The sequence below is a fragment of the Sinobacterium caligoides genome (assembly GCF_003752585.1).
GTDB lineage: Bacteria > Pseudomonadota > Gammaproteobacteria > Pseudomonadales > Sinobacteriaceae > Sinobacterium > Sinobacterium caligoides.
Map to the genome: position 1 here is coordinate 1,365,307 of NZ_RKHR01000003.1, position 24,159 is coordinate 1,389,465.

The window sequence follows — 24,159 nt, forward strand, 5'->3', positions numbered from 1 at the left end:
TCTTCTAACAAATGGACCAAATAACTGTGGTTGTCTAAGTTATATTTTATAAACGCGATTCCACCCATTCACGACGATGCTCATAATCCTTACCATCATAAGGATCAACACCACAGAGAAAGGCACGGCGCACACAGCGAGAAACACAGTGATAATACGGCGTATCACTGATACTGACTAAATTCTTACGGGCTGTCGGCATTTTGAGCCCCCCTCTAAAGCTTGTAGATTAAAGCTTAGAGGAGGATGCTGGGTTGGCAAATAACTGTGGGTGTCTAAGTTATTTTTGACGCTGAATCCCCCTACTGCACAAAATAATCATATTCGGCTTGTAACTTCTGGTCCGACCAAGAAGCATAGCATGCCCCCTTATAATCAATATCGTAAATCATATCTACACCAGTATCATGAGGCCTCAGCGCAGAAAATAACTCCTGATAGTGACTACAATCACTCGGATAAAAAATCACCTGCATAAGTCGATCATCAAAAAAAGTTATCAACATTAGACCCATAGCATCGCCAGAAAGCTGATAGTCATCACGACGATACTGCTGAAGTCTTGCTTCATTTATTTCATTAGCAACCTTTTTAAACTTTGGATTTTCAATTTCAAATTTCCCCGAAGACTGATAGCTCTTAAAATTCAAAAAAATATTTCTTTCTTTCTCGACACCACTATGCTCCGAACACGAAGCGCAAAGCGACATAAAAACAAAGAAAATATATCTACCAAAACTATTCATAATTAATCCCAGTAACCATTTCCAAACCCAAAAGACCCTCCAGTACCATTACCAGAATCAAGAACATCATTTTTTAAATACTTCATGCAGTTGCCTGCACATGATCCAGAATCATTTGCAGCGGCACTACCACACGAGTTATTCCACTGGTCCATATTCTTTTCTCTTTGATTTTGGTTTCTTAACCAATCTCCCCTTTTTTCATTCGCATCGCCAGTCAACCAAGCAACAAAAGTTCCGTTTTCACGCGTAGACTCACAAGATGCTAAACAGTGCCTGTAAGCATCTGCTCGACCATTCCAGTGCCCATCATTTCTATTTGGAAACTTTCTTTTTGTGTCGTTAACAGCATCATCATAAATATCTCCCGGCCACCTCAATAATCCATACGGATCCACATACCCCAGCGGATTCCCCCCCACATACCCATAGGTGTTAATCCCGCCAGCTAAGCCTATCGGATCCGACTGCAAATAGCGCCCCAAACTTGGGTCATAATCCCGATAGTAATTATAGAAGAACGGGGACTCGCCGGTTTGCAGCTGGCCGGCGAAGCGTAGGTGCACGTCGGTGTCGATGCCGTCAGCATCTGGGTCGCGCTGTGGCGGCGTGCTGCCAAAGGCATCGCTGTTCCAGCGCCAGACCACCCGCTGCTCGGCATCAGTGGCCAGCCGCGGTGTGTGCAGTTGATCGGTGTGCAAATACAGCAACGACTCTGCGACCGTAGCGCCGTCGGCATTATAATCCCGGCGCACCTGCGCCACCGGAATGGTGCCGAGGTAGATGTAGTCGGTCTGTTGATCGATAAAGTCAAAACCCAACGAGAGTCGGCTCTCACTGAGGTATTGTCCGCCCTGGGTATAGTGCAAAGAACGCTGCCGCCCCACCCCGTCAACCTCGCCGTAGGCAATCACCCGCTGACCGATGGCGTTATAGGCGTAGCCGCCGAGCCAAGCGCCGTCTTTAGCGTAGGTAACCAGGCGATTATTATCGTTGTAGTAAAAAGTCTGATCAGCGCCATAGCCGATAATATTACCCGTCGCATCGTAGCTGATCGCCTGCTCACCCTTGCTTAGCAGGCGGTTACTGGCCGGGCTATAGCTGAGCGTGGTCAGCGTGCTCTGGTTCGGCTTCTGCCACTGCTGATGAGTTAGGCGGTTGCCGGCTTGATCGTAGCTAAACGCCTCTCCCGCTTGCTCGGCACTCAGATCGTCCTCTTGATCCCAGGTCAAACGATTCATCATGTCATAGCTAAGATAGCGCGTCGGGGTGATATCTAAGCTGTCAATAATCGCGCTGATATTCCCGTTGCCGTCATAGCGATATTCACTGGCGCGCAGTGGATTGTCGCCGCTGGTGGTCACCGCGGTCATCTGACCATCCAGATCATAAACATATTGCTGGCTCACGCCATTGCCAAAGCTCAACGAGGCAACACCGCCAAAGGGCTGGTACTGAATATCGCTGACCAGCGTTTGCGGCACCGCCGCCGCGCTCGCCTGCATACTGATCTCTATCACCCGCCCCACATCGTCATATTGGTAGTAGACGATACGCCCGGAAGGGTAGTTGATACTGACGATATTCCCCGACAAGTCGTAGTGATAAGCGGTGCTGAAGTGCCAGCGGTTATCGAGAGTCTCAGTCAGAGTCTGCAGCCGCCCCTGGTAATCGTACTGTCTATCACTCGTGGCAACACCGTTACTAAACCCTGTCAGCTGACCGATGCCGTTACTGCCCTGGTCGTAACTAAACTGTGCGTCGGCATAGCTATTTTCAGGGTAGCTTTGCGCTAACAAACGATTCAACGCATCGTACTGGTACTGCACCACGACACCACGGGCGTCGGTTTTTTCGATCAGGTTGTCGGCACTGTCATAGACGTACTGCGTATCGCCGGTATCCGGGCTGCTGATCAATTGCAGCTGGCCATCCATGTAATGGTAGCCTGTGATCGCCCCGTTGGCCGCCGTCACTTGAGTGAGCCGATTATCGCCATCGTAGGCAAACTGCTCCACCCCTTGGTCAGGGTGCAGCGAAGAGATGAGTCGACCAAGGGCATCGTAGGTGTTCGTCGTGGTGCCCCCCAGAGCCTCGACACTTTCTATGCGGTTGCCATTGAGATCGTAGCGCACTTGCTGCTCTTGCCCCTTAGCACCGACCACTGTAATTAAGCGGCTGAGTTCATCATAAACGCGTTGCTGCTGAGCGGTGATGGTGCCAGAGGCATCGACTACCGTGCGGCTGAGCAGGTTGCCGGCGTCATCGAGCACCAGATCGATGCGCTCACCAACATGATTAAACACGCCGACCATGCGGCGCGCCTGATCATAGATATAGTCGAGCCGTTCACCGCTAGGCAGCGTCACCTGCTCGATATCGCCCTCTGCATTGTATTGATAGCTGGTCACAGCATCAAGGCTGCGGTCACCACCGGGCGCCACTACGGTCGTCGAGGTCAGCCGGCCATTGAGGTCATAGCTCATGCGAGTCTCGACACCATTGGCATCGATATACCGCTCCAGCAAACCACGCCAATCGTGGCTGAAAAACTGCGTATGACCTAACGCATTTGTCATGGAGGCGAGGTGACCGCGCTCATCGTAGCTGTAGCTAGTGATATCGCTGACATCGGTGCGTGCACCATCGACCTCGATCAGCTGACCCTGCGCGTTATATTGGTAGCTCTGGATAGTCTGCGCGATACTGCCGCTGGCGTAACTGATGCTAACGGCAATCAACGCAGAGAGTGTTTTTAGGCGAGATTTCATTATGCTATTCATCCAAATTTTTTACTAATTTTCGTTATTTTTTTATTCGCTAACGCCAGCTTACTGGCGCACGGTTTGCAGCAGCAGGCCGTTGTCGTCGTAGTGGTAGTCGGTGCTGCCGGTCGGCGTGGTGATGCGTATTGGCAAACTCAAATCGGGGTGCCAGTCGGTGCTGATGATCTGTTGCGCCGGTGTGCCCTCGGCTTGAATGCGCCGGGTCTCTAGGCCACGCTCGTTGTATTCGTAGCGCGTCACCACACCCTGCCAATCGGTTTTAGTGGCGAGTAAGCCGCTGTCGGTATAGGTGTAGGCTTTGTTCGCCGCCGCGCAGTTGGCCGACGCGTGGCCGCTGACCGACACCACTTTGTTGCGGCCCTGAATAGCCTCAAACTGGTAGGTGGTCTGTTTGCCTAACGCGTTAGTGACGGTGGTAGCGAAGGCAGCATCGTCAAACGCTAAGCTGACCTTATCGGCACCGCCGGCGTGTTCGGAGCTGATCGCCCGACCTTGATCATCGTAAGCCCAGGTAGCGTAGCGCACCCCGCGGCGGTCGGTGATACCGGTTAAGGCGTTGGGGAAACGGCTGTCTTCATAGTGGTAGGTGGTGACGGTGTCGTCGGGGTAGCTGACGGTGGTGAGGTTGGCGTTAGCATCGTAGCGGTAGCGGTAACTCAAACCGGCGTCAGCGGTAATCGCTGTCACGCGATGATTGCTGCTGAATTGATAGCTTAAGCTGTCGCCCTGCTGATTACGGACATGGCTTAACAGACCGTTTTCATAGTGGTAATGCAGTGTATTGCCCGCACGATCACCGATAGTCTGAAGCCTGCCGGTCGCGTCAAAAAGGTAGTGACGCGCGCCATCATCGAGCCGCCAGCCAGTCCCCGCCTGCTCGCTCAAACGCACACTCGGCTGGCTCGGCAGCTGCCACCGGCCATCGAGCTTGCGGAAGGATAACCCCTTGCCCTGTGCATCGCTCCAAATAATGTCGCTTTCGCCGATGACCAGTGTAATTTGATGGTTAAAGCGCCAGCCGCGCAGCTGGCTGTTATAGGCCCGTGCAATAGTCAGCGGCAGCGTCGCCTGGTTAGAGTAGTCCATCATCGATTCGAACTTATTACCAGAGCTAATCGCGATCGGATTCCCCGCCGTCGGGTTTACACACGACCCGGCACCCGTGTTGGGCGCAGGACAGAAGGCGTTTGCCGCATAGTCAGCAGCGTCTTGGCAGGCATCGGAGGGGTTTTTGTCAGGGCAGGCATCACCGAAGCTTGTTAGGCATGGGTCAGGCTCGACGCACGCCTCAACCGAAGGATCCCAAGACTCAGATCCAGAACATGGGGAATCATCAGGACTTTCAGAAACGTAATAATGACAATAATTAAAAGTACTGGTTGGCTCAAACCTGATAGCAATTACGTCTTTACGCTTCAAAATATTGTTACAATCAATTCGATTGTAATAAACAGGTGACGCCCTTACGGACACCGTCCAGTAGCCCGCACTCGCAGACATAGACGACATCAACAAAAGAACCATCAACAAATAACGCATCCCTACCCCTCTCAAAGAGAATCGCCGGCCACCGATATTATGACGCACCTTATCGGCTGCTACACAACGCTGACCAAAACGCTCTCGCTCTTCTATTATTTTCATTTTATTTAATCTTTTTTTATCGTTAATTATGTTTTTTTCAGCTTACTGGCGCACGGTTTGCAGCAGCAGGCCGTTGTCGTCGTAGTGGTAGTCGGTGCTGCCGGTCGGCGTGGTGACGCGCATAGGCAAACTCAAACTGGGATGCCAGTCGGTGCTGATGATCTGTTGCGCCGGTGTGCCCTCGGCTTGAATGCGCCGGGTCTCTAAGCCACGCTCGTTGTATTCGTAGCGCGTCACCACGCCCTGCCAATCGGTTTTAGTGGCGAGTAAACCACTGTCGGTGTAGGTATAGGCTTTGTTCGCTGCGGCGCAGTTGGCCGACGCGTGGCCGCTGACCGACACCACTTTGTTGCGGCCCTGAATAGCCTCAAACTGGTAGGTAGTCTGCTTACCTAACGCGTTGGTGACGGTGGTAGCAAAGGCAGCATCGTCAAACGCTAAGCTGACCTTATCGGCACCGCCGGCGTGTTCGGAGCTGATCGCCCGGCCTTGATCATCGTAGGCCCAGGTAGCGTAGCGCACCCCGCGGCGGTCGGTGATACCGGTCAACGCGTTGGGGAAACGGCTGTCTTCGTAGTGGTAGGCGGTGACAGTATTATCGGGGTAGGTGACGGTGGTGAGGTTGGCGTTAGCATCGTAGCGGTAGCGGTAACTCAAACCGGCGTCAGCGGTAATCGCTGTCACGCGATGATTGCGACTGAAAGAATACCTTAAGCTGTCGCCCTGCTGATTACGGACATGGCTTAACAGACCGTTTACATAGTGGTAATGCAGCGTATTGCCCGCACGATCACCGATCGCCTGAAGCCTGCCGGTCGCGTCAAAAAGGTAGTGACGCGCGCCATCATCGAGCCGCCAGCCAGTCCCCGCCTGCTCGCTCAAACGCACACTCGGCTGGCTTGGCAGCTGCCACCGGCCATCGAGCTTGCGGAAGGATAACCCCTTGCCCTGTGCATCGCTCCAAATAATCTCGCTTTCGCCGATGATCAGCGTAATTTGATGGTTAAAGCGCCAGCCGCGCAGCTGGCTGTTATAGGCCCGTGCAATTGTCAGCGGCAGCGTCGCCTGGTTAGAGTAGTCCATCATCGATTCGAACTTATTACCAGAGCTAATCGCGATCGGATTCCCCGCCGTCGGGTTTGCACACGACCCGGCACCCGTGTTGGGCGCAGGACAGAAGGCGTTTGCGGCATAGTCAGCAGCGTCTTGGCAGGCATCGGAGGGGTTTTTGTCAGGGCATAAGTTACCGAAGCTAGTTAGTAGGCATCGGTCAGATGCTACACAACTCTCTGTCCAATGATCCCATGTGCCATCACCGGAGCAGGGATCATCAGTTGAATAGTCGCAATAGAAGTACCATTGCCGACCGTTACCATAATTACCAGAGCAATAGCCAGCATTCTCAGATAGTAATCGAAAACTAAATCGGTGATAAAATTCAACTTTCTCATAGTTAAAACACGAAGCCCGTCTTTCATCGAGAACACTATCACAAACATTACCTCTATGCCGCGTTTTCCAAATATCGCACAAAGAAAAAGAAGAATAAAAGACAATGAAAACAAACAATAAATAACGCATCCCTACTCCGCCCCTCAGAAAAAACCGCCGACTGCTGACACTATGAGATGCCTTGCCGGCTGCTACACAACGCTGATCAAAACACTCTCGCTCTTCTATTACTTTCATTTTTTAATCTTTTTTTATCGTTAATTATGTTTTTTCAGCTTACTGGCGAACGGTTTGCAGCAGCAGGCCGTTGTCTTCATCGTGGTAGTCGCTGCTGCCGGTTAGCGAAGATGTTCTTCAGCCTCTGGGCTTTCAATTTCCTTTTTCTTGGCTATCGCTCTGCAGCGCTTCTCGCAAACTACGATGACTGATAACTATAAAAACGGCAAAACACAGCCTGCACCCTACAATAGGCAGACTATTGACTCGTCAACTTAATCAGCGTGAATGAAAAGCTACTCAGTGTCGCGTTATTTAACACCTGTTGCCTAGAAAGCCATTCATCCATAAACAACAAGAAAATTATTTTATTTCTTCGCGCAGACGATACAGTAAAGTTACGTTAGATTCTATGACAATTGTTTTGACAATAATTATTTAAGATGAGATTCACATTACATTTTATCAACAATACTAGAAAGGCCTATTTATAGCCCGCTATCTATTAAGGTCTTTAAGATAAAACTGGTCAGCCTATTCCACCCCATTTAGACACCAATACTTTTAGACGCCAGCAACTTTAAATACCAACAATTTTAAACACCAACGCTTCGACGGCAAAGCACAGAACATGCTTGAGAGCGCTGAGGGCGGGCCCGATGAAAAACTCGACATAACGCCGCTGATTTAAGTATGCTCGATCAAGCAAAATATGTAGTCTATCAATGGAACAATACAACAATAATAGCGAATGGTGATTATGAGGCGCACAAATTAGGTGCATACGGCCCGGAACACCTCTAACCATCACAGGCAGCTTATGATTACTTATCGACAACTTGCCCCTTCAGAAGCCAATCAATTGATTGCTCTGGTTCGATCCTCCTATGGTGAAAGCTACCCCTACTCATTACTCTATGATAGCGCCCTATTGGCTAGGAAACTTGAGGATCAGACGTTGATTTCCTCGGTCGCCTTTAACGAAGATGGTCAGTTAATCGGTCACGTAGGGCTCTGTTGGCATCGGCTGGAAGATAAAACCCCCGATTCGATGACGGCGATTGTTTTAGAGCAGTATCAACGCCAAGGTATACTCGCTAAATTAACCCGGCAGATGGGCCAGCTTATTGAAGGGCGAGAAATTATTGGCCTGCATTCTTATGCCGTTACGACACACACGGGTTCGCAAAAAAATGGCTTGCAACGCGGCTCATTTGAAACTGGCTTTTTAATACCTGAGTTTCCGGCAACGATGGCGGCAAAGGGCATTCAAAGCGACTGCCTTGGCGACAAAAACCCAGCACTGACTCTTTATACCCCGCTGACAAAGCCTGAAACTAGAAACTGCTATGTGATTGCCAGCTATCGTGATGCCATCAACGAAATATATTGCCGGGTTGGTTATAGCAGAATTGTATTGACTAGCGGGCACGATAAGCTGCCTGAAATATCAGAAACAATCGTAGATAGCGACAAGCGCAAGGGAGTAGAACGCCTCGAATTTAAATCGATCGGCAAAGATTGGAAAACAGTCAGTCAACACATTCGAGAAGCCGCTAAGGCCAGCGATCATAACGCTGGTTACTATATTGATATCCCCGTGAGCCAAGCCGCGGCAATACCACTTGCGCAACTGTTAAAATCTGAGCAGTGGTGTTTTGGGTGTATTCTATTTGAACGTAATAATGGTGATTACTTGCGTATGCAATACAGCAAGGCAAAGATCAATCGCGAATCTTTGCGTTTAGAAACTGCGGAGGCTGCGAGATTAATGCATGATGTTCTTGATGAACGTAAAAAAACACTTAAACACCCAGCTTAGCTGACTATATTCCTCGATAAAAAGTGATCCGATAATGACAAAACCGAACCATTATAGTTGCCTTGAAAGTATGTATGCTGCGGCCCCTATTAATAAGATCTACGAGCCAAGCATGACGGTTGCTGAGGGAGAGGCCGTAATCGAAATTGAGCTATCGGAGAAATATCATCACTCCGCTGGCGGCGTGCATGGCTCTGTCTATTTTAAAATGTTAGATGACGCAGCTTTTTTTGCCGCCAATTCATTAGAACAACACTGCTTTGTATTAACGGTATCGTTCACCACTTATATCACGAGACCCGTCGCTTCTGGAAAAATGAAGGCGGTCGGAAAAGTGGTCAACAAGAACAACTCGCAGTTTATTGCAGAGTCTATCGTCTATGACGCTGAGGGCAGAGAAATCGGCCGCGGTAACGGTATCTTTGTTAGAGGCAAGCTAGCTTTAGTCGACGCTGCGGGTTACGCATAACAAGACCATCCCCCCCACGCCACTGCGGGCTCAGCAAGCTAGAACAGACTTCGCAGATAGCCGCCGATTACACAGGGCTTAAACCTAGTGATTACCGCATGTGATGAAGGGTGAAGAATTGGAGCAGAAGAGTATTTGGTGCCCCCAAGAGGAACAAAACCTTAGCCTGAAAGCCAGTGATATCAGGGGGCATCAATCAAAAACAGATAAAGGTACCAACACAAATACCAACAAAATTTCACTGCTACATTTCAACCGAAAACCTGACCTACATCAAAATAAGGGCTCATCCAAGCATCACTAGCAAGGCTATTCATAACCCTCTATAGATTAAGGTCTTTGAAGCTAAGCCCGGTCAACCCACTCTCATCATATTTAGACCTAAACACTTCCGTGACAAAACTAAAAGTAAGCTTGTTGGTGGGAGACTTGAAGATACAGCGTCCATTCAACTGTTCCTCATCAAAGATAACGTTCTCTTGCCCCATATGCACCCCTGAGTTCACAACGTCTACTGCCAAGCTAAGATCAATAGCGGTTTCAGGGATAACGAATAAGGTGTTGAACATGTAGTAAGTATCAGCACCTACAATAATCGGCAAAAACTCTCCTGATGCAGCCATGATGTCCTTGAGAATCAGGTAAGCCTTAGGGCTCAATACTAAGTTTCCTAATGCCCAGGTCGTGATATCTGGTATGACTTCTTCTTTACCCGTGTAATTATCACTTGCGTAGAAAAAAGCCTTTGGTGCAACCCAGCTATCCAATCTTGGCTTAGCCCGAAACCGCTGACTATAAGAGGGCATCTTGCTAGAGAGATCTGAAAGATCAAACGTTAATGAATGATAGCTTTCGAAATCATTCTCAATTACATAAGTCATAGTTTACGATTCTTTTTTAGCCAGTCGTCATATTCAGCTTCATCAATTTCTGATTGTAGCTTCATCTCATCACTAATATGACCATGAAGAAGCTGGGCTCTAACAGTGTTTAGAAAAGCGCGAACCTGTTCTCCATCATCCATCATAGTAATTGCGTTTTCAATCCACCGATAGTAAAGCTGTCTGTGGATTCTGTTGTGACCTATGGCATTTGGATACAGGGTGGGGCGTGCATCTGCCTTGGTTTTTGGCATCCAAGCACCATTATCCGGATCATCTAGACGGATGGCTATGTCATCTTCAGCAATGATCAAGCGCGCACCAGCGGCCTCCTTGTGATCAGCGGATACAATATGATGAGCCTCCCATCTAGCGCCAGGCCTCGGAACCCCACTCACCCGAAGGTGCTTACCTAGAGTTGCAGAAGAGCGCGTATCTTCAAGCCTCTGCTTGACAGTCATCTCGCGACCCACCCGCCTAAAAGCAGCTAATTTCCCAGCTAAGCGAGTCTTATTCATCCTATCAAAGCGAGACTCAACCTTCTTGAAGGTCTTGTGATCTTTATCCGAGTAGCTTTGTGACTTAGCCTTATCAAAGACATTTACGGGTGTGCGCCCTGCTTCAGTCATTATTGATCCCTCAAATATTTTGGCTTCTTAATCGACAAAACTCCTTGTCGCTAACCACACAAACATTACCACCGCACTATACCCCTAACACTCCCCAATTTAGGGGGAGATGTCAATTCAAACGAACAATATAACCAAGCCGCCCCCCCCTAAAATCCTACCTTGTTTAGCACCCGGTTCAGCCACCCCGTTATAAATCTTTTTTGAGTTCGGTTGGCTGCAATAATGTCGCGGTAACGACCAATGATAGATAGCGCATAACAATACCGAGTCTGCACTGCTTTCGTGTTAGCTGCCGCCTTGGTCACCTCACCCATGACCCCGTCAGGCTTTGTGTGCACAGCTATTTGTAAGCGCTTAACTGCTGTCCTACTACCCATGTTGATAGCAAAAGAGAACAGCATATCCGCGGTTCCGCTGTCTAATAATTCACCACAAAGTAGCGGTTGCCAATAAGTCTTGTAGTAGAAGTCAGCCACCGACGCTTTCACCTCGTCACTATCATGTGGCTTTCCTCCATCAATTAACCCCCAAACACCGGCACCAGGGAAGTTCTTACGGGTAATCCCAGCAAAAGTTTCACCGCCTTTATCACCTTTAATCGTATGTAACAGGTACCCGCCTTCGTCACTGATTACTTTTCTAAGTGACTCATTGAAAGTTTGCATGTTGCTCGCCTCCTTCCTTAGAATGCATTAAAGCCGCGGGGGCTGCAGAGAGCAAAAGCCCGGTAACTGATATGACAGCAGTTATAAAGGCTACTATTAACGCATTTCTAATTGAGTCACCTACCTTTGTTCTCTTTTCGTGTAACTCCTTCAGATAAACGAAGTGCTTAGGCTCAAGCCCGTATCTTTCACTAACCTCATCTACCGCAGCTGCCGCAGCCATCTGTGCAGCTAAAGTTATATCGTGATCACGACTTTCAATAGCGCGGATAACAGCTGTATCTACTACTGCCTGTATCTGCAGAAGAATGGCCGCCTCTAGCTCTCCCTGATGAATCACAGAACAACCTCCGCTGTGGCTTTCACGGCCATCTGATAACCACCCTCACTCAACGTGTGTGTTACTGATACAACACGATACTTACCGTCCACACTACTCCTGATCCCCGTTAACTCTAACGGGGTACCAACTGCCATAGCCGCATTACCTACCGCAGTAAAGGTTACTTCAGCGCCTGCACGTCTCGCCTGGTTAAGCTCAGCCTTTGCTCTGCTCTCTGCTTCAGACTTGTTAGCGAATACATAATTTAATTGCTTCACTATTGGCCCTTTGCCCACAGTCACTATATGAGTCGTGGCGAAGTCCATATCTCGATAGGAGGCCTCTACCTGGCTAACCTTTGCTATACACGGATTTCTCCAGTCAAAGCTCACCATTGCGCCAGCACCAATGAGGACAGTAGGGATATCTGCACCGCTGGCTGTTTGCACGCTCCCCTTGGGAATAAATAGAAGCTTACCTCCACTAGGCTTTGCTATCGCATCAACCCTGGCAGCAATGCGGGTTAAAAGGCTTATATCTGACTCACAAATCTGCTCAACGTGGGATAAACCAATACTACCTAACTCTCGATCACACCCATTCACCAGCCCGCAATCATTCGCCATTGTTTCGACAATCTCACCAATGGTCGTATCACTAAAGACTCGGCTCTTATACGTTTGAATCGGTGTATATGTTTTTCCGTCTGGGGCCAGTGGTGCACCGGTTCCGGTTATAGTCATTCTGAGTGGCCAACCGCTTAACGATACGTCATCTACAATAAATCGCCCCATCGATGTATTAATATCGTCATAACCTAAAGCCACATCTAGGTATACGCCTTTACGAGGTATCGCTAACTCCCCTCCCTTATCAGCCAGCTGAATGGTTAACTTATCCGCTATCACCCCACTAACATCCTCTATCGTTATTGACGTGCTCCGACCTGCCAGTGCTGCGGTTAATGGCTCCCCCTCTGCAACAACGGAGTAAGTGGGCCTCAATCCCATAGCTTCACCTGCTCCACTTTTTGCACATTAGCAAGATCTGGTAATTCAAAGACAGTCCCTGCCGGCAACAGCACACCTAAATCGCAAAGATGAGGGTTAGTCTCGTAGACCTGGATAATCGCGTATTCCTTCGCGCCTTCGTCGTAATATCGCCAACATATCTCATCAAGCATATCGCCTGTTTGCGCTATGTACTTAATGCTCATCGCGGACTGCTCCCGTAATAGCTAATCTGAACCGAAAACTCCTGTTTCTTAGCAACGCCCAAGAACCCAAAGGCTGTTTGACTCTCAGAAATCGATTTAATGACCCAATAGCCATGAATGAACCCCCGACCATCAACAAGCAGCAATGGCTGTCCTTTGCCGGCTATGTCACGGATCTCATCAACACGCGTTACCCCTGCCCCTGTGTGGCTATAGATAACCCCTGCTAGCGTTATATCGTCCTCTCCACCCCCTAAAAACTGCTTATCACTAACACTATTCAGGGTTTCAATTTCCCCCCAACGGTAAGACGTTGAACGCGATAAACTATTATATGCACGCGTTGACACGGAAAATTTAATCTTGCCTAGACGCATCATTACTGCTGCTGAAAATGGAGCCTCGACCGCTGTTATCACCGTTGAGGCATCGCTAACAAACTCATCAAAATTCATTACATTTGCCCGCCATCGGTTAGGTGGTCACAAGTTCTGCGCTTAATCGTCAACGCAGTATTATGTGCATCCTGACCGTTCACACTAATGTGCTGGGTGACATTGTTATTATTCTGCACAGGCCGTGGAGCAGCTTGCTGGGCCGTTTTGGCACTCATGGCTATAGTAGCTGAGGGAACAGGACTCTTCGGGCGAGCAATGTGAGCTGCAGTCGACACCCTTCCAAGTGTAAATGGCTCAGTATCGACACCCAACATCTTCATCTCTTCATCAGCTACCGCACCCACAGCCCCCTGGACCGTTTGTAAGCCATTCGCAACTTTTCCGAATAGCTTCCCCCACCCCCCTATTTTTTCACCAATCCACAGCACGATAGATTTGATCACCTGGAATACCGTATATGCGGTTTTAGCTACTTGAATCAACCCTGAAAAGCCGACTCTAACGAGCGGCAAAAACACGGCGCCAAACTCTTTGAATCCTGCAAACAAATCCAAGAAAAACGGCTTATATTTAACAATGAATGCCGTCATACCCGAAAACAAAGAGGTCATAACGGGTATTACACCAGCGTTGATGACGTTCATCAGGCCAGCAAACGTATCCTTAAGCTTCTGCTGCGCATCGTTATAAGCCGCGGAGTCAGCTATCTGCTCCTCACTCGCAATAGCACCAGTGGCGGCGGCATCAGCGTAGGCTTGCGCTAACCCTACGCTCCCGTCTTTCATCATTTCCAGCATTTTAACGCCGGTCGATCCGTAGATCTGATTAGCAATACCTACCTTTTCACTCTGGTTTTTAACCTTCAACAAAGAATCAGCTACAAGGTCTAATTGCTCCGAGGGCGTCTTATCTTTCAGGTCCTCCATAGAGAGGCCTAACTGTTTCATTGCAGTTTTTGCTGCACCGGTCCCATTGTTTGCAAAATTACCTAATGCTTTAGTGCTTTTTCTAATCGATGTATTGAACTCCCCCTGACTTAAGCCAGCGTGACCTGCAGCTATGTACATTTCTTGTAGCCGATCCGAGGCAATGCCTAGGCTATTGGACATTTTCCCAACAGCATCGAGGTTTTCAGCCGCGGCATCAGCACAGCCAAGTAACATTCCCGCAGAAGCGACAGCAGCAACACCAACAGCTAATAGGCCAGTTTTTGCCATGGATACTAAACGTTGGTGTGACTTTAACCTGCTGTTATATCTCGCTTGAGCGCGTTCCGCTTTTTTAATCGAGCGAGTTGCCTGGTCTATCTCCTGCTCTAACTTATTGTATTCTTTGCTTCCCTTCTCTGTTTTCTTCAGTTCACGCAATAGCTTCGACTGTTCGCCCTTTAACTTTTTAACATCAGATTTCGCCGCCTCCGCCTTGGCACCTAACTTTCCAAAATAACCAACTGACTTCTTAAGGCTAGGATCAACTGAACCGCCAATTTTAATGACCGTTGATAGTGTTTGGCTAATCATTCCCGACCACCTCTTCCCCGTATCCCACGTATTCAATCAGCTCATCTAGCGGTAAATTCTCGAGCGCGTCCAACGACCACCCCGTGTACGTCGCTACGACATACATAAGGCGGCGGCATTGTTTCGCGGCTATTCGTTTCCCATTAGTGCCGATAACAAATCAGATACTTCACCGAGCATATCAACCATATCGAGCTTTTCGATAACGTCCATTGGCTGCTCTGTTAGATTCCCTAATACGCGCATGTCCTTTTCAAGCTCTGTTCCGTTTTTAAACTTCTCTGCCTGCAAAATGTCACGTACGGTCATTCGTCGAAAATTAAGCTCCCCTATAAGGCCTCCATTATGCTCAACCGGGAACTTTAGCTTCACAGTCAAATTTAAGTTTTCCATTTTATAACCCCATTGCAGCGCGCATTGTCGCCAGTTGATCAACTCCATTAATGATACGGAGCGAGTTAACGACATCGATTTCCGCGATTACAGAACCGCCAACAGACTCTTTGTAGTATTCGCACGTTAAACTAACTGTTAAAGGCGACACGGAACCCACAGTAATCGTCCCTTTATCAATGCCGGTAACTCTGGCTGTCACTTTGCATTCATAGGGAGTAACCTCCCCCCGACTATCTAACGCGCCTTTGAACACAACGTTTACTCGCTTACCTAAGCTCTTCAGAACTTCGGGATTAACGCCCGCCATAGTGTACGAGGCTTTTAGTGTCTCCATTCCCATGTCGAGCTCTATTGCTGCATCCATGCCTCCGGCCCTAAATTCCTCAGTTTGGATAGCAAGAATGGGTGGAGTGAAATCTATACACTCACCAAGTAAGGCAAGCCCGTCATGGAAAACGGTCATATTTTTAAAGATTCTATCTGCCGCGGCCATTGGTTATTCCCCCTGTAAAACGTTTAGGTAGTAATTTGATTTTATTGAGGTAAATGTAATATGTTCCGAGATTGGGCAAGGGGTGAACTCATAATCGAAATAAACCTCACCGTTAGCTAGTGCGCTATCTGTCGTCAGATCAAAGTCAACCCAGCACTTAAAGCCTAATAACGCCCCCTTTGCCACCAGCCCACGCCCGTAGTCGTTAACTCCATCAACAACGGCATCTAAGTAGCCTTTACTAATGTTTTTATCAACGGCCCATAAATGGGATTGCTTAATACTCTCATTGACAATGTCAGCTATGCGACGGTGCGCTAAAAACATCCACTTAGGGTCTGCCGCATTGGTGCGGTTACCCCACAAACGAATCCCTGATGCTTTAATAAATGTCGCTAGTCCTTTCTCATTCATCATGTTGGCATCACTTACCGGGTCACTTAACGACCATGACACAGGCTGCGACAACCCCAATACTCCGTTAATAGTATGATTCGATGGTGAGTTCCAAAAGCCTTCTGTCGTATCCATTTTGACAATAAGGCCCGCCACTCTAGCGCTTGCTGGCTCATCAATAATACCGCCACTACCATCTGACACTTGCAGCCAAGGATGGAGAGAATATGCACGCTCAGCATATAACGCTGCACCTGCCTCAGCCTCTGCAATGGTTCCGTTTTCACTATCACGGATTAAGATCGCCGATAGCTGTTCTGCCACACTATAAGAGGCTGCGCTTACGGCAGGAACATCACTAAAACCTGTTGTTAGTATGAGTTTAGGCTCATAGCCGGTAACACTCTGTGCGTTTAATGCAGAATAAACACCCGTTCGTAATATGCTGTCACCAGCAACAGCCACCGCTGTTGCTGCAGCGTCAGCCCCTTCCTCTACTCGGCTAACAATAACAATCGATTTCGCCTGGTCATAAATGCCTTTTAACGCACGATACAATGAACCCGCACCCTTGCCGCCTGGGTCGAGCGCTGCAACGAGTTTCAAATCTCCGTTAATTAAAACAGGTGTTTCAAGGGGAAATAGGTCGACATCAGCATCAGGTGCCGTACCGCAAATATAAATGATTGACGCATTTGCCTCCTGAACCGGGCGCGCCCCCGAATCACTTTCTAAAACTTCCACGCCATGTAGAAACGCCATAAGACAACCTCAAGATATCACTAGTAATCGTTGCGATATTTTGAGGCTATGGCCTACATTGGTCTCCTGACGCTATTCAACCCGATAATATGCATTCACCAATACGCGCTTACCGCGTACATCGATTGTTGGACTTACTGTCCCCGTGTTTGCAATGGTTCCTGTTGCTGTCGCGGCACTATTTGTTCCTGTCGCTGTAGCCGCCCTGTTTGTTCCTGTCGCTATCGTGGCAGTGTTTGTCCCACCGACAGTGGCATTTCCGACAGTTACAGTACCGGACGGGGTACCGGCTGAAACAGATGAAACCTCACCTTTTGACGAGTAATTTCCAGAACGCCCCTTGCTAGTACCGCTGTCTTGAGCCTCCGCCATATGTGTATGTGGTGGCAACGCCCTCCCTTTAAACGAAGCTCCGTGATGGTGCGCAGCTCCTTTGAATGTGTGGCCGTGCGCCTTACCCGTAAACGTGTGTGTATGCGCAACCCCCGTAAACCCGTGTGTATGCGCTTTGCCTGTAAACGTATGGCTATGCTGCAGCAAAGGAGCAGCGGGATTGTTCGTGCCGACCGGCGCTACATTTGGCGTACCGGTTAAAATCGTCACATCATCCGGCAATTTCTCCCACGTGCCAATATAGCCCAATTGTTTTGGGGTGAGCGCTGAGAATGTCATCAACAACATACCAACATGTGAGCGAGGTATTAGCGCGGGTGCTAGCTTTTTTGATGTAATAAACGCTTCATCATCAATGCCCGCTGCAACATCAGCGTCAGTCGCTATACGCGCGATTCCCTGCGTTGATTCCGTCGCCTGCGGGTTTAAGAAACCATCACCGGTAACGGTAATCAACTCGGATAAGTCACCCGCATCAATAATCACCACATCGTAGGAGATTAATAGCTGAGACGCTGCGGCTTTATCGGCAATAACCTCACCAGACGATGAGCCGACCGCGAAAAGTGTCCCGTCTTCAAGAAAAAAACCTATTTCACCGACCGAATAAGCATCATTTGTCGTGTCTTGTGCAGTCAAGTGTAAGACCGTTGGGTCAGTAATCGACCCCGCTATCGCTGGCATTTGCTTAATACTCGCCTTTAGCGCGGTTTGTGCTGCATCTGGCTCGTATTGCGCCGAGCCTACCTGGCAGGCAGTGATATTAACTGCGCCTGTACCGTGAACTTGAGCGTTAACGATCGCCGTACGACCGGCCTCTGTTAGTAATAAGTCAATCATAGTGAAACTGTCCATTCTAAGCCGATAGTACGTGTATAAACTGCAGGATTTAGCTTTGACGCAACAGCAAGCGTGGTACCACTATCGATGCCCTGATGTACTTCATACGTGCAGCGCTCTGGCCTGGTCAAATCGATAGTACGCATCAATGACTCAACAAACTCATCAGTGCCTCCCGAACCTTCTGCCAATATGCAGGTAAAAGTGTATGGTTCGCCGCCCGTCTCAAACCATTCCCTAATGATGATATTCGCCCCTAGCGCATTTACGGCCTCCTGCACCGACCTCTTTGTGCCTTTGTGCCTATGAACCTCTAGTGAAGCCGATATAGCTTGTCGCTTCTGGGTTTCGGTCCAACTGTCCGACCATGTATCAACAGATCTCGCCCAGGCTAAGTAAGGCAACATCACAAGTGGGCAATCCTCCGAGCTCCATACTTCTTGGACAATCACCGGCACACCTTCAAGCCTTGCGGTGGCAGCCTCAATATCACGCATCTGTGTTGTTGCTGACGGTGGCAAAATCGTATCGTTCTGCTCTGATTCGACCTTCTCCATTATCCCGACACCTCATCAATAATTGTCGTCAGAGAGACCACACCCGCGGTGTATGCGCTATCTGCGATAGCCGGCAAATCACTCGTTGGCGATGTGAGGTCGACGCTATTAACACCCGCCACCATCAGCGCTTTATAGATCCCCGAAATAGGTACGGCCTTACCGACCAACCGACGACCTTCCATATACTCAGCAAGCGATTCTGTCGCCCGCGCTACCGTATCGTCACTCTCAGGCTCAAGACCTACATGTAAGGCGGCAATTGTGTCCGCCGCTACCAGCGCACAAGGTGCAGCCGTCACCTTATCCGTTAAAGGCCGCGTCTCCTCTGCATTACAGGCAGCCAATACTTTGGCTACGAGATCCGTACTAGCAGGGCCGCTATAAGCAAGCACCGACAAAGAAACAGTACCTGCAGACGGCGAAGATACACCGCAATCTTTAACGTCATCATCTGCATTTACAGCGAAGTATTTATAAGAGTTTTTAGGCCCAGCGACAGTAAAACCTTCCGGTGAGAGCTGTAAGCGCGCTCGGTAAACATCATCCGACTCCATCGTTGGGGGAATTGGTGGCACAGCATCGGGGTCCCCCCTATCGATCACCTTTCGCGGTAACCGATAAGTATCACCAATTGCATCCAGATCGTTACCTGTTGCAAAAGTTAGCATTGTTGCACGCGCCGAATCATTTACCCGCTGACGGATGTTAAGCTCTCGATACGCGCAAACCGCCAGTATCTGATACGCAGGATCACTCGGCGCCAACGCGTTAAAAACTTCGTCTCTATTTTGCAGGTCTGCAAGCATTTCGGAAAAGATAGTGTCGAAGCTTAAAGCCTCAACCACATCAGGAAAGTTAGTCATCTTACTTTAACCCCGTTTAATGTGACGCTCTCGCCTGTTGGCAAATATATGCCTTGTATCGTTATATCGATACGACCAACCTCTTCGACCTCCATCGTCACACGACGAACATCAATACGATCTTCCCACTGCTCTAGTGCCTCAGCTGTCGCAGCGTAGAAGTCGACCAATGTCGAACTACTTATAGGCGTGTCTGTCATGCTCAATATTTTCGAGCCGTAGTCTCGAAACATTGGCAACGTACCAACCGGCGTCAGAATAATATTGCTAACCGATTGCCATAAGTGGTCCTCTCCGGCTAACGGCTTACCTGTTTTGGCATTCATTCCATGCATAAAAAAGCCCTGTAAATTGATACTCAATTCTCAGGGCTAATTCGGTATTGGTCTCCTGACGTACTGCCTTATTTACATTTTCTGGTTAGGAGGCTTTGTTATACTGTTCGTCTCGGCGTGGTCATGCTTATTATACGTAGCTCTCATCTCTGCCATCGTGCTTACTGCATCGCTAACATCTGCATCACTATGGATACCACCAACGACATTAAGATTACCGGTAATCTTCACCATAGGAGCATCTATGGTTAACGTATTGCCTTCGATGTCATAAAAGACTTTAGAGCCATCGCTAAACTCAACCCCGGTAGCTGTATCTGGTATCGTCGGTAATGTGGCAGCCTTATATATCGAACCCAGGATAAAAGCCGCGCTAGTATCGCCATTAGGGGCGACCACTACTACCTGCTCACCCACCTCTAACGGCATAGAGACCCTAGTCCCCCCCTCTTTGCCTACAACCTGTCTCAGCGGATGGCTAACAACCCCCCCACCGAAATCGACCTTATAACGTCGCTGGGGCGCCAGGCCTGAAATAGTGCCAACGCGAACCATCCTCGAGAGCCTACGCTGTATATCGCTCGTTAGTTGCTGCGTCACAACGGCTCACCATCTTTTACGACTTGATCATAATCCTTCTTATAGTCAGGCCCAATATTTGGTGCACAACCCAACCAAACATCAGTTATATCTAAGTCCGGGTATAAATTTGATGTTGCTAACTGTGCGTCATGCTCTAATTGAACCTCATAAACAATCAAATCACTCAGCTCCGTAACAAAGCCACCACCACTACAATCAATCACTCGACTGCCCTGGATCGGTAAGCCAAATGAATTAGAGTGGCAATAATTCGCCATATCAACCGCCATTTGTCGCGATATACGCTGATTTTCCTTAGCACTCATCTCGTCTGCGATAGCAATAAAGATAGTTGTTTTAATCGTCCACTCAATTAGACCTTCACCCCTTGAATCCGTTGGCGTTACGTCAGTAACCTGCACGAATGCTGCTGGCACTTTTAACTGTGTTCTGCGGTCAATGGTAGGGTAATCCGTTACGGTTTGATAATGGCTAAAATCACGCTCTATACTGCCAATTATCGCGTCATGATATTCATCAATAGAGATGTGTGTCTTCATTTAATAAACCCACCACCCTTTGTTAGATTATGTATGTAGCGTTTCTGAAAGTTACTAGCGAACTCTGCTTCAGCCTGCTCCGCAGCTGCCTCAAAAGCCTTATGAACAGGAACTCTAGCCATCTGTATTCGACCTGTTCGCTTGTTAAGCTCATATGCCATAGGCTTTTTGTCATGCTTCCCCTGCACCATAAACGCACTAGGATGATGCTTCTCACCCTTGATAAACACACCGCTTTCCCTGCCTTTCTTACTCCGCTTTGGTCTAACTGCTGACAAGCCTTTTATTGCTGTATATGGCATATCGCCCGAACCAATCCACAAGAACCCTGTGCCTAACTTCTCAGCTGTCGACGCGCTACGAGCATTAGATTTAACGAGGCGACCTTTTGACCCGCCTTTCCTACTCGTTAACGCTTTAGCATTACGTAAGCCCGCTCGCTCTTTGGCACCCCGTTTGATCGATGTTTCCATCTTAGCCAGGGAATGATTAAGAGCACTAGAGTATTGGCGATAACAACGTTTTTCCCCATGCTCTAACGCTTCCGCAATAGCATCTAATTCGTCAGTATCCAGATGAATAGTGTCATTCATTAGTGTCGACTCGACAAAAGCACTTGAGTGTAACCAGTGCCGCTTTGCTCAAAGTCGATAACCTTGAACTCCCTACCATTGAAATGGGTAATATCCCCACGTTCTAGAGCATTACTGTCATTCGTAGAGCAGCTGAAGTATGTTTCTGTTGTCTCGTAAACTGCATCACCTAGTTCTACATCTAAAGAGGGGCTAACAAAGTTCCCTGTTATAGCCTCAACAATTGCCCCAGCGCGAGTAAACGTCACATTAGTTGCAAACTCATCCTCAAAATAAAAGTCTTCCTCCAACGTTTCAAAGTCTAAGATAGCCATACATCCTCCTATTTAAGCTTTAAGCGTCCCACTCTAAGACCTGTTACAACCGCTCCCGATGCCCTTGGCAACGTTAATATATCGCCGTTTTGATATCGCTTACCTCCTATCCATTGCGTACACGTCGACATATATTTTTCATGCGGACCGTTTTTTGTTATTGGTAGGCCTGACTCTGATGTGCGCTTTTTAATCTTTAACATTGCCGCCCCTCGCCTAGCGGTGAATAAATAAGGCCCACCCCCCGTGGGTGGGCCAGGTGCTTATCGCTTAGCCCGCTTCCCTTCCTCTGGTGGCGTAGCCTGCTGCAGAAAAGCAAATGACTCAGGGTGTCGAACACCGAAATCAACATCTTGCAAAGCAACCAAGCGAATACCACCAGATTTGGAGAGCGCCGAAGTGTCAACGGTAAGATCAAGCCCGCCCCACATTGCAAAAAGCATGTCTGCAAAATTACCGAACAATAGCGCATCAACGGCCATCTGGTTTGTAACAAGAGTGCTATAGCCGTTTACTGTGCTCCCTTGCTCCCAGATAGTTAGGCCGCTCGTACCTGCAAACTTTTCGGTAGACTTAAAATAACCGCGCATAGCTGATGATAAGGCATACTTTGAGCCCTTAGCGTTTGCAGCTGCGACGACTGTTTCAAGTGCGATGACTTCCTTGTGAGTAGGAGAGCCCATTGTCGCGCAATCAACGGTTAATACACCCGTCTCAGCCAACAAGCGCTCAATTGCTCGCCTATCGATAGCCCCCGCAATATCTTTCGCAAGACTTGAGCGAATTAGAGACTCGATAGCAGGGGTGCTTTGCTTCTGCATCTTTCGCGTAATGTCGAAATAGGAACCGACGGTATTAGGCGTTAATTCAACGAGCTCTGTTTCGTATGCACCCTCGCCGACATCAACCCCCTCATCAACCCAATAACCGTTACCTTTTGTCTTTTGGCGGGCTACATCCAAGTCCCCTACCAGCCCAGTCAACTCAGTCACACCCGCGCCCATCAAGAACGAATCATCACGCAAGATCTCAATGAAGGATTGCGACTGTAACTCGGTCGCGATTAATGCACCGTTATTTGAGCTATCCGCAGTATTTTTAAAGCGCCTATTAAGAACATCCATTGGCACTAGGATCCCCTGGCTAGTGCGCCCCATCTTCTCGCAAGCAGCATGGGACGCTTCTCGCTCAAATGCTACTGCCTCCTGAGCATTGCGCTCATTAGGGTTTGCTAACGCCTTGGCAACGTTTGCAAAGCTATAATTCTCTATTTCCTCGTCAGTCAACCCGATAATAGCGGCATTCATTTTAGGTGTTTTACGCTCTCCTAACGCTACCTTTGTTGGGCTACTGCCTCCACTTGGCTTCCTCGCGAGCAACTCACGAGCAAATTCATCGGCGGTCGCATCTGGGTTTTGAGCCTTGAATGAGTTACAAAAGCTCATCTCGCCGTACTTTTCACCTAGGGCATCAATATCTGCGACGCGCTGTCGGTCAGCTTGAACGGCCTTCGCAACCTCAGCTTTGGCATCAGCTACCGAAGCGCTTTCTTTCACAACTTTATCGACCATATTTCTACATTCCTCCGGCACTATGGCCGTTGCTTTTGATGTCGCTATATTTTCGGCAACGAGCACACTTTCGTCTCCTGACGTAACCAACCATGGACGTGCTAATTCAGGTATTTTGTTAAATCGTTTTCGATCAATTCGAGCAGCTGCTTTCTGCTGTCCAGTTATCTCATCAATGAAGCCCATCGCTAGCGCGTCAGTGGCGTTTATCCACGTCTCAGCCTCTAACATTAATGCGATTTCCTCGGCAGCCATGCCTGTCTTATCGGTGTAGATACAGAGCAAACTATCCTCTAGCTGATCGAGCACATTAGCTTCTTTTCGCATATCATCAGCATTGCCGTTCAGGCCTGACCAAGGCTTATGGATCATCAAGAACCCATTAGAAGGCATAGAAACATGGTCTCCGGCCATAGCGATAACACTTGCCATCGAAGCGGCAAAGCCATCGATAACAACATTTACCTTCTTACCAGTAGCCTTAATGCGGTTATAAATCGCTAACCCTTCGGTTATATATCCACCATCACTTTGAATGCGAACAGTGATTGTGTCACCGTCCATTGCCTCCAGCTTTCGAGCAACACTTTCCGCGTCATTATCATCCCACCAATCGCCAATAATGCCGTACAGTTCGAGCTCTCCAGCTGCATTAATCCGGTTCTGGTATTTGCTAATTACATTTTCCCCAGGCATAAAAAAACCCTCTAAATTGAACCATCAATCTAAAGG

27 protein-coding genes are annotated in these 24,159 nt (G+C 48.6%); 2 read left to right on the forward strand and 25 right to left on the reverse strand.

The window, feature by feature from the left end; all coding sequences use genetic code 11:
• Positions 1–46: 46 nt before the first annotated feature.
• From EDC56_RS06085 to EDC56_RS06105, 5 genes are all read right to left on the reverse strand, one after another.
• Positions 47–202: a hypothetical protein gene (locus EDC56_RS06085; protein ID WP_211333572.1), complete on the reverse strand. Its 156-nt coding sequence runs from the start codon at positions 200–202 to the stop codon at positions 47–49.
• A 100-nt stretch (positions 203–302) separates the two neighbouring features.
• On the reverse strand, positions 303–746 hold the full coding sequence (locus EDC56_RS06090; protein WP_123711583.1) for a hypothetical protein: 444 nt from the start codon (positions 744–746) through the stop codon (positions 303–305).
• A gap of 2 nt (positions 747–748) precedes the next feature.
• Positions 749–3,517 (reverse strand): RHS repeat domain-containing protein, encoded by a 2,769-nt coding sequence (locus EDC56_RS06095; RefSeq protein ID WP_162844097.1) that lies wholly within the window; start codon positions 3,515–3,517, stop codon positions 749–751.
• 60 nt (positions 3,518–3,577) lie between these two features.
• Complete coding sequence (locus EDC56_RS06100; protein WP_123711585.1) at positions 3,578–5,176, reverse strand: DUF6531 domain-containing protein; 1,599 nt, start codon at positions 5,174–5,176, stop codon at positions 3,578–3,580.
• A 42-nt stretch (positions 5,177–5,218) separates the two neighbouring features.
• Positions 5,219–6,865 carry a DUF6531 domain-containing protein gene (locus tag EDC56_RS06105; RefSeq protein ID WP_123711586.1) on the reverse strand — a complete coding sequence of 549 codons (1,647 nt, stop codon included), beginning with the start codon at positions 6,863–6,865 and terminating at the stop codon, positions 5,219–5,221.
• A gap of 1,030 nt (positions 6,866–7,895) precedes the next feature.
• Between EDC56_RS06105 and EDC56_RS06115 the strand changes: the two genes are divergently transcribed.
• Together EDC56_RS06115 and EDC56_RS06120 are read left to right on the forward strand one after the other, a co-directional pair.
• Positions 7,896–8,666, forward strand: coding sequence for a hypothetical protein (locus tag EDC56_RS06115; RefSeq protein ID WP_148059334.1), 771 nt, complete (start codon positions 7,896–7,898; stop codon positions 8,664–8,666).
• A 34-nt stretch (positions 8,667–8,700) separates the two neighbouring features.
• Positions 8,701–9,135 carry a PaaI family thioesterase gene (locus tag EDC56_RS06120; RefSeq protein WP_123711589.1) on the forward strand — a complete coding sequence of 145 codons (435 nt, stop codon included), beginning with the start codon at positions 8,701–8,703 and terminating at the stop codon, positions 9,133–9,135.
• 323 nt (positions 9,136–9,458) lie between these two features.
• On the opposite strand, the gene EDC56_RS06130 is transcribed toward EDC56_RS06120, so the two are convergent.
• From EDC56_RS06130 to EDC56_RS06225, 20 genes are all read right to left on the reverse strand, one after another.
• A complete protein-coding gene (locus EDC56_RS06130) occupies positions 9,459–10,016 on the reverse strand; it encodes an imm11 family protein (protein WP_123711591.1) in 558 nt (185 codons plus the stop codon).
• Positions 10,013–10,645, reverse strand: a complete 633-nt coding sequence (locus EDC56_RS06135; protein ID WP_123711592.1) for an AHH domain-containing protein — start codon at positions 10,643–10,645, stop codon at positions 10,013–10,015. Before EDC56_RS06135 ends, EDC56_RS06130 begins: the two co-directional genes overlap by 4 nt.
• Positions 10,646–10,794: 149 nt before the next feature.
• Positions 10,795–11,313: a glycosyl hydrolase 108 family protein gene (locus tag EDC56_RS06140; protein WP_123711593.1), complete on the reverse strand. Its 519-nt coding sequence runs from the start codon at positions 11,311–11,313 to the stop codon at positions 10,795–10,797.
• Positions 11,297–11,653, reverse strand: a complete 357-nt coding sequence (locus tag EDC56_RS06145) for a hypothetical protein (RefSeq protein ID WP_123711594.1) — start codon at positions 11,651–11,653, stop codon at positions 11,297–11,299. The genes EDC56_RS06140 and EDC56_RS06145 overlap by 17 nt, the downstream gene beginning before the upstream one ends.
• On the reverse strand, positions 11,650–12,645 hold the full coding sequence (locus tag EDC56_RS06150) for a phage late control D family protein (RefSeq protein ID WP_123711595.1): 996 nt from the start codon (positions 12,643–12,645) through the stop codon (positions 11,650–11,652). Before EDC56_RS06150 ends, EDC56_RS06145 begins: the two co-directional genes overlap by 4 nt.
• The gene (locus EDC56_RS06155) at positions 12,636–12,851 is read right to left on the reverse strand and encodes a tail protein X (protein ID WP_123711596.1); all 216 of its coding nucleotides are present in this window, start codon (positions 12,849–12,851) and stop codon (positions 12,636–12,638) included. The genes EDC56_RS06150 and EDC56_RS06155 overlap by 10 nt, the downstream gene beginning before the upstream one ends.
• Entirely contained in the window at positions 12,848–13,306 is a 459-nt protein-coding gene (locus EDC56_RS06160) for a phage tail protein (protein WP_123711597.1), read from the reverse strand. Before EDC56_RS06160 ends, EDC56_RS06155 begins: the two co-directional genes overlap by 4 nt.
• Positions 13,306–14,769, reverse strand: coding sequence for a BAR domain-containing protein (locus EDC56_RS06165; RefSeq protein WP_123711598.1), 1,464 nt, complete (start codon positions 14,767–14,769; stop codon positions 13,306–13,308). The genes EDC56_RS06160 and EDC56_RS06165 overlap by 1 nt, the downstream gene beginning before the upstream one ends.
• A 129-nt stretch (positions 14,770–14,898) precedes the next feature.
• Complete coding sequence (locus tag EDC56_RS06170) at positions 14,899–15,162, reverse strand: phage tail assembly protein (protein ID WP_162844098.1); 264 nt, start codon at positions 15,160–15,162, stop codon at positions 14,899–14,901.
• Position 15,163: 1 nt separating this feature from the next.
• Positions 15,164–15,658 carry a phage major tail tube protein gene (locus tag EDC56_RS06175; protein WP_123711600.1) on the reverse strand — a complete coding sequence of 165 codons (495 nt, stop codon included), beginning with the start codon at positions 15,656–15,658 and terminating at the stop codon, positions 15,164–15,166.
• 3 nt (positions 15,659–15,661) lie between these two features.
• A complete protein-coding gene (locus EDC56_RS06180; protein WP_123711601.1) occupies positions 15,662–16,816 on the reverse strand; it encodes a phage tail sheath C-terminal domain-containing protein in 1,155 nt (384 codons plus the stop codon).
• A gap of 72 nt (positions 16,817–16,888) precedes the next feature.
• Positions 16,889–18,049, reverse strand: coding sequence for a phage tail-collar fiber domain-containing protein (locus tag EDC56_RS06185; protein WP_162844099.1), 1,161 nt, complete (start codon positions 18,047–18,049; stop codon positions 16,889–16,891).
• Entirely contained in the window at positions 18,046–18,606 is a 561-nt protein-coding gene (locus tag EDC56_RS06190) for a phage tail protein I (RefSeq protein WP_123711603.1), read from the reverse strand. Before EDC56_RS06190 ends, EDC56_RS06185 begins: the two co-directional genes overlap by 4 nt.
• On the reverse strand, positions 18,606–19,472 hold the full coding sequence (locus EDC56_RS06195) for a baseplate assembly protein (protein WP_123711604.1): 867 nt from the start codon (positions 19,470–19,472) through the stop codon (positions 18,606–18,608). Before EDC56_RS06195 ends, EDC56_RS06190 begins: the two co-directional genes overlap by 1 nt.
• Positions 19,469–19,807, reverse strand: coding sequence for a GPW/gp25 family protein (locus EDC56_RS06200; protein WP_148059335.1), 339 nt, complete (start codon positions 19,805–19,807; stop codon positions 19,469–19,471). Before EDC56_RS06200 ends, EDC56_RS06195 begins: the two co-directional genes overlap by 4 nt.
• Positions 19,808–19,879: 72 nt before the next feature.
• The gene (locus EDC56_RS06205) at positions 19,880–20,407 is read right to left on the reverse strand and encodes a phage baseplate assembly protein V (protein WP_148059336.1); all 528 of its coding nucleotides are present in this window, start codon (positions 20,405–20,407) and stop codon (positions 19,880–19,882) included.
• Complete coding sequence (locus EDC56_RS06210; RefSeq protein ID WP_123711607.1) at positions 20,404–20,949, reverse strand: hypothetical protein; 546 nt, start codon at positions 20,947–20,949, stop codon at positions 20,404–20,406. Before EDC56_RS06210 ends, EDC56_RS06205 begins: the two co-directional genes overlap by 4 nt.
• Positions 20,946–21,542 (reverse strand): hypothetical protein, encoded by a 597-nt coding sequence (locus tag EDC56_RS06215; protein WP_123711608.1) that lies wholly within the window; start codon positions 21,540–21,542, stop codon positions 20,946–20,948. Before EDC56_RS06215 ends, EDC56_RS06210 begins: the two co-directional genes overlap by 4 nt.
• Positions 21,542–21,856 (reverse strand): head-tail joining protein, encoded by a 315-nt coding sequence (locus EDC56_RS06220; protein ID WP_123711609.1) that lies wholly within the window; start codon positions 21,854–21,856, stop codon positions 21,542–21,544. The genes EDC56_RS06215 and EDC56_RS06220 overlap by 1 nt, the downstream gene beginning before the upstream one ends.
• Before the next feature lie 263 nt (positions 21,857–22,119).
• Positions 22,120–24,123, reverse strand: coding sequence for a head maturation protease, ClpP-related (locus EDC56_RS06225; protein ID WP_123711610.1), 2,004 nt, complete (start codon positions 24,121–24,123; stop codon positions 22,120–22,122).
• Positions 24,124–24,159: the final 36 nt, after the last annotated feature.

Excerpts from the sequence above, each read along its gene's own strand:
- EDC56_RS06220 (WP_123711609.1), bottom strand. The coding sequence starts at position 21,856 with ATGGCTATCTTAGACTTTGAAACGTTGGAGGAAGACTTTTATTTTGAG.
- EDC56_RS06185 (WP_162844099.1), bottom strand. The coding sequence starts at position 18,049 with ATGATTGACTTATTACTAACAGAGGCCGGTCGTACGGCGATCGTTAAC.
- EDC56_RS06195 (WP_123711604.1), bottom strand. The coding sequence starts at position 19,472 with ATGACTAACTTTCCTGATGTGGTTGAGGCTTTAAGCTTCGACACTATC.
- EDC56_RS06210 (WP_123711607.1), bottom strand. The coding sequence starts at position 20,949 with ATGAAGACACACATCTCTATTGATGAATATCATGACGCGATAATTGGC.
- EDC56_RS06085 (WP_211333572.1), bottom strand. The coding sequence starts at position 202 with ATGCCGACAGCCCGTAAGAATTTAGTCAGTATCAGTGATACGCCGTAT.
- EDC56_RS06100 (WP_123711585.1), bottom strand. The coding sequence starts at position 5,176 with ATGAAAATAATAGAAGAGCGAGAGCGTTTTGGTCAGCGTTGTGTAGCA.
- EDC56_RS06165 (WP_123711598.1), bottom strand. The coding sequence starts at position 14,769 with ATGATTAGCCAAACACTATCAACGGTCATTAAAATTGGCGGTTCAGTT.
- EDC56_RS06180 (WP_123711601.1), bottom strand. The coding sequence starts at position 16,816 with ATGGCGTTTCTACATGGCGTGGAAGTTTTAGAAAGTGATTCGGGGGCG.
- EDC56_RS06090 (WP_123711583.1), bottom strand. The coding sequence starts at position 746 with ATGAATAGTTTTGGTAGATATATTTTCTTTGTTTTTATGTCGCTTTGC.
- EDC56_RS06170 (WP_162844098.1), bottom strand. The coding sequence starts at position 15,162 with ATGGAAAACTTAAATTTGACTGTGAAGCTAAAGTTCCCGGTTGAGCAT.
- EDC56_RS06155 (WP_123711596.1), bottom strand. The coding sequence starts at position 12,851 with ATGAGCATTAAGTACATAGCGCAAACAGGCGATATGCTTGATGAGATA.
- EDC56_RS06150 (WP_123711595.1), bottom strand. The coding sequence starts at position 12,645 with ATGGGATTGAGGCCCACTTACTCCGTTGTTGCAGAGGGGGAGCCATTA.
- EDC56_RS06130 (WP_123711591.1), bottom strand. The coding sequence starts at position 10,016 with ATGACTTATGTAATTGAGAATGATTTCGAAAGCTATCATTCATTAACG.
- EDC56_RS06140 (WP_123711593.1), bottom strand. The coding sequence starts at position 11,313 with ATGCAAACTTTCAATGAGTCACTTAGAAAAGTAATCAGTGACGAAGGC.
- EDC56_RS06160 (WP_123711597.1), bottom strand. The coding sequence starts at position 13,306 with ATGAATTTTGATGAGTTTGTTAGCGATGCCTCAACGGTGATAACAGCG.
- EDC56_RS06095 (WP_162844097.1), bottom strand. The coding sequence starts at position 3,517 with ATGAAATCTCGCCTAAAAACACTCTCTGCGTTGATTGCCGTTAGCATC.
- EDC56_RS06115 (WP_148059334.1), top strand. The coding sequence starts at position 7,896 with ATGACGGCGATTGTTTTAGAGCAGTATCAACGCCAAGGTATACTCGCT.
- EDC56_RS06135 (WP_123711592.1), bottom strand. The coding sequence starts at position 10,645 with ATGACTGAAGCAGGGCGCACACCCGTAAATGTCTTTGATAAGGCTAAG.
- EDC56_RS06105 (WP_123711586.1), bottom strand. The coding sequence starts at position 6,865 with ATGAAAGTAATAGAAGAGCGAGAGTGTTTTGATCAGCGTTGTGTAGCA.
- EDC56_RS06225 (WP_123711610.1), bottom strand. The coding sequence starts at position 24,123 with ATGCCTGGGGAAAATGTAATTAGCAAATACCAGAACCGGATTAATGCA.
- EDC56_RS06190 (WP_123711603.1), bottom strand. The coding sequence starts at position 18,606 with ATGGAGAAGGTCGAATCAGAGCAGAACGATACGATTTTGCCACCGTCA.
- EDC56_RS06175 (WP_123711600.1), bottom strand. The coding sequence starts at position 15,658 with ATGGCCGCGGCAGATAGAATCTTTAAAAATATGACCGTTTTCCATGAC.
- EDC56_RS06215 (WP_123711608.1), bottom strand. The coding sequence starts at position 21,542 with ATGAATGACACTATTCATCTGGATACTGACGAATTAGATGCTATTGCG.
- EDC56_RS06200 (WP_148059335.1), bottom strand. The coding sequence starts at position 19,807 with ATGCATGGAATGAATGCCAAAACAGGTAAGCCGTTAGCCGGAGAGGAC.
- EDC56_RS06120 (WP_123711589.1), top strand. The coding sequence starts at position 8,701 with ATGACAAAACCGAACCATTATAGTTGCCTTGAAAGTATGTATGCTGCG.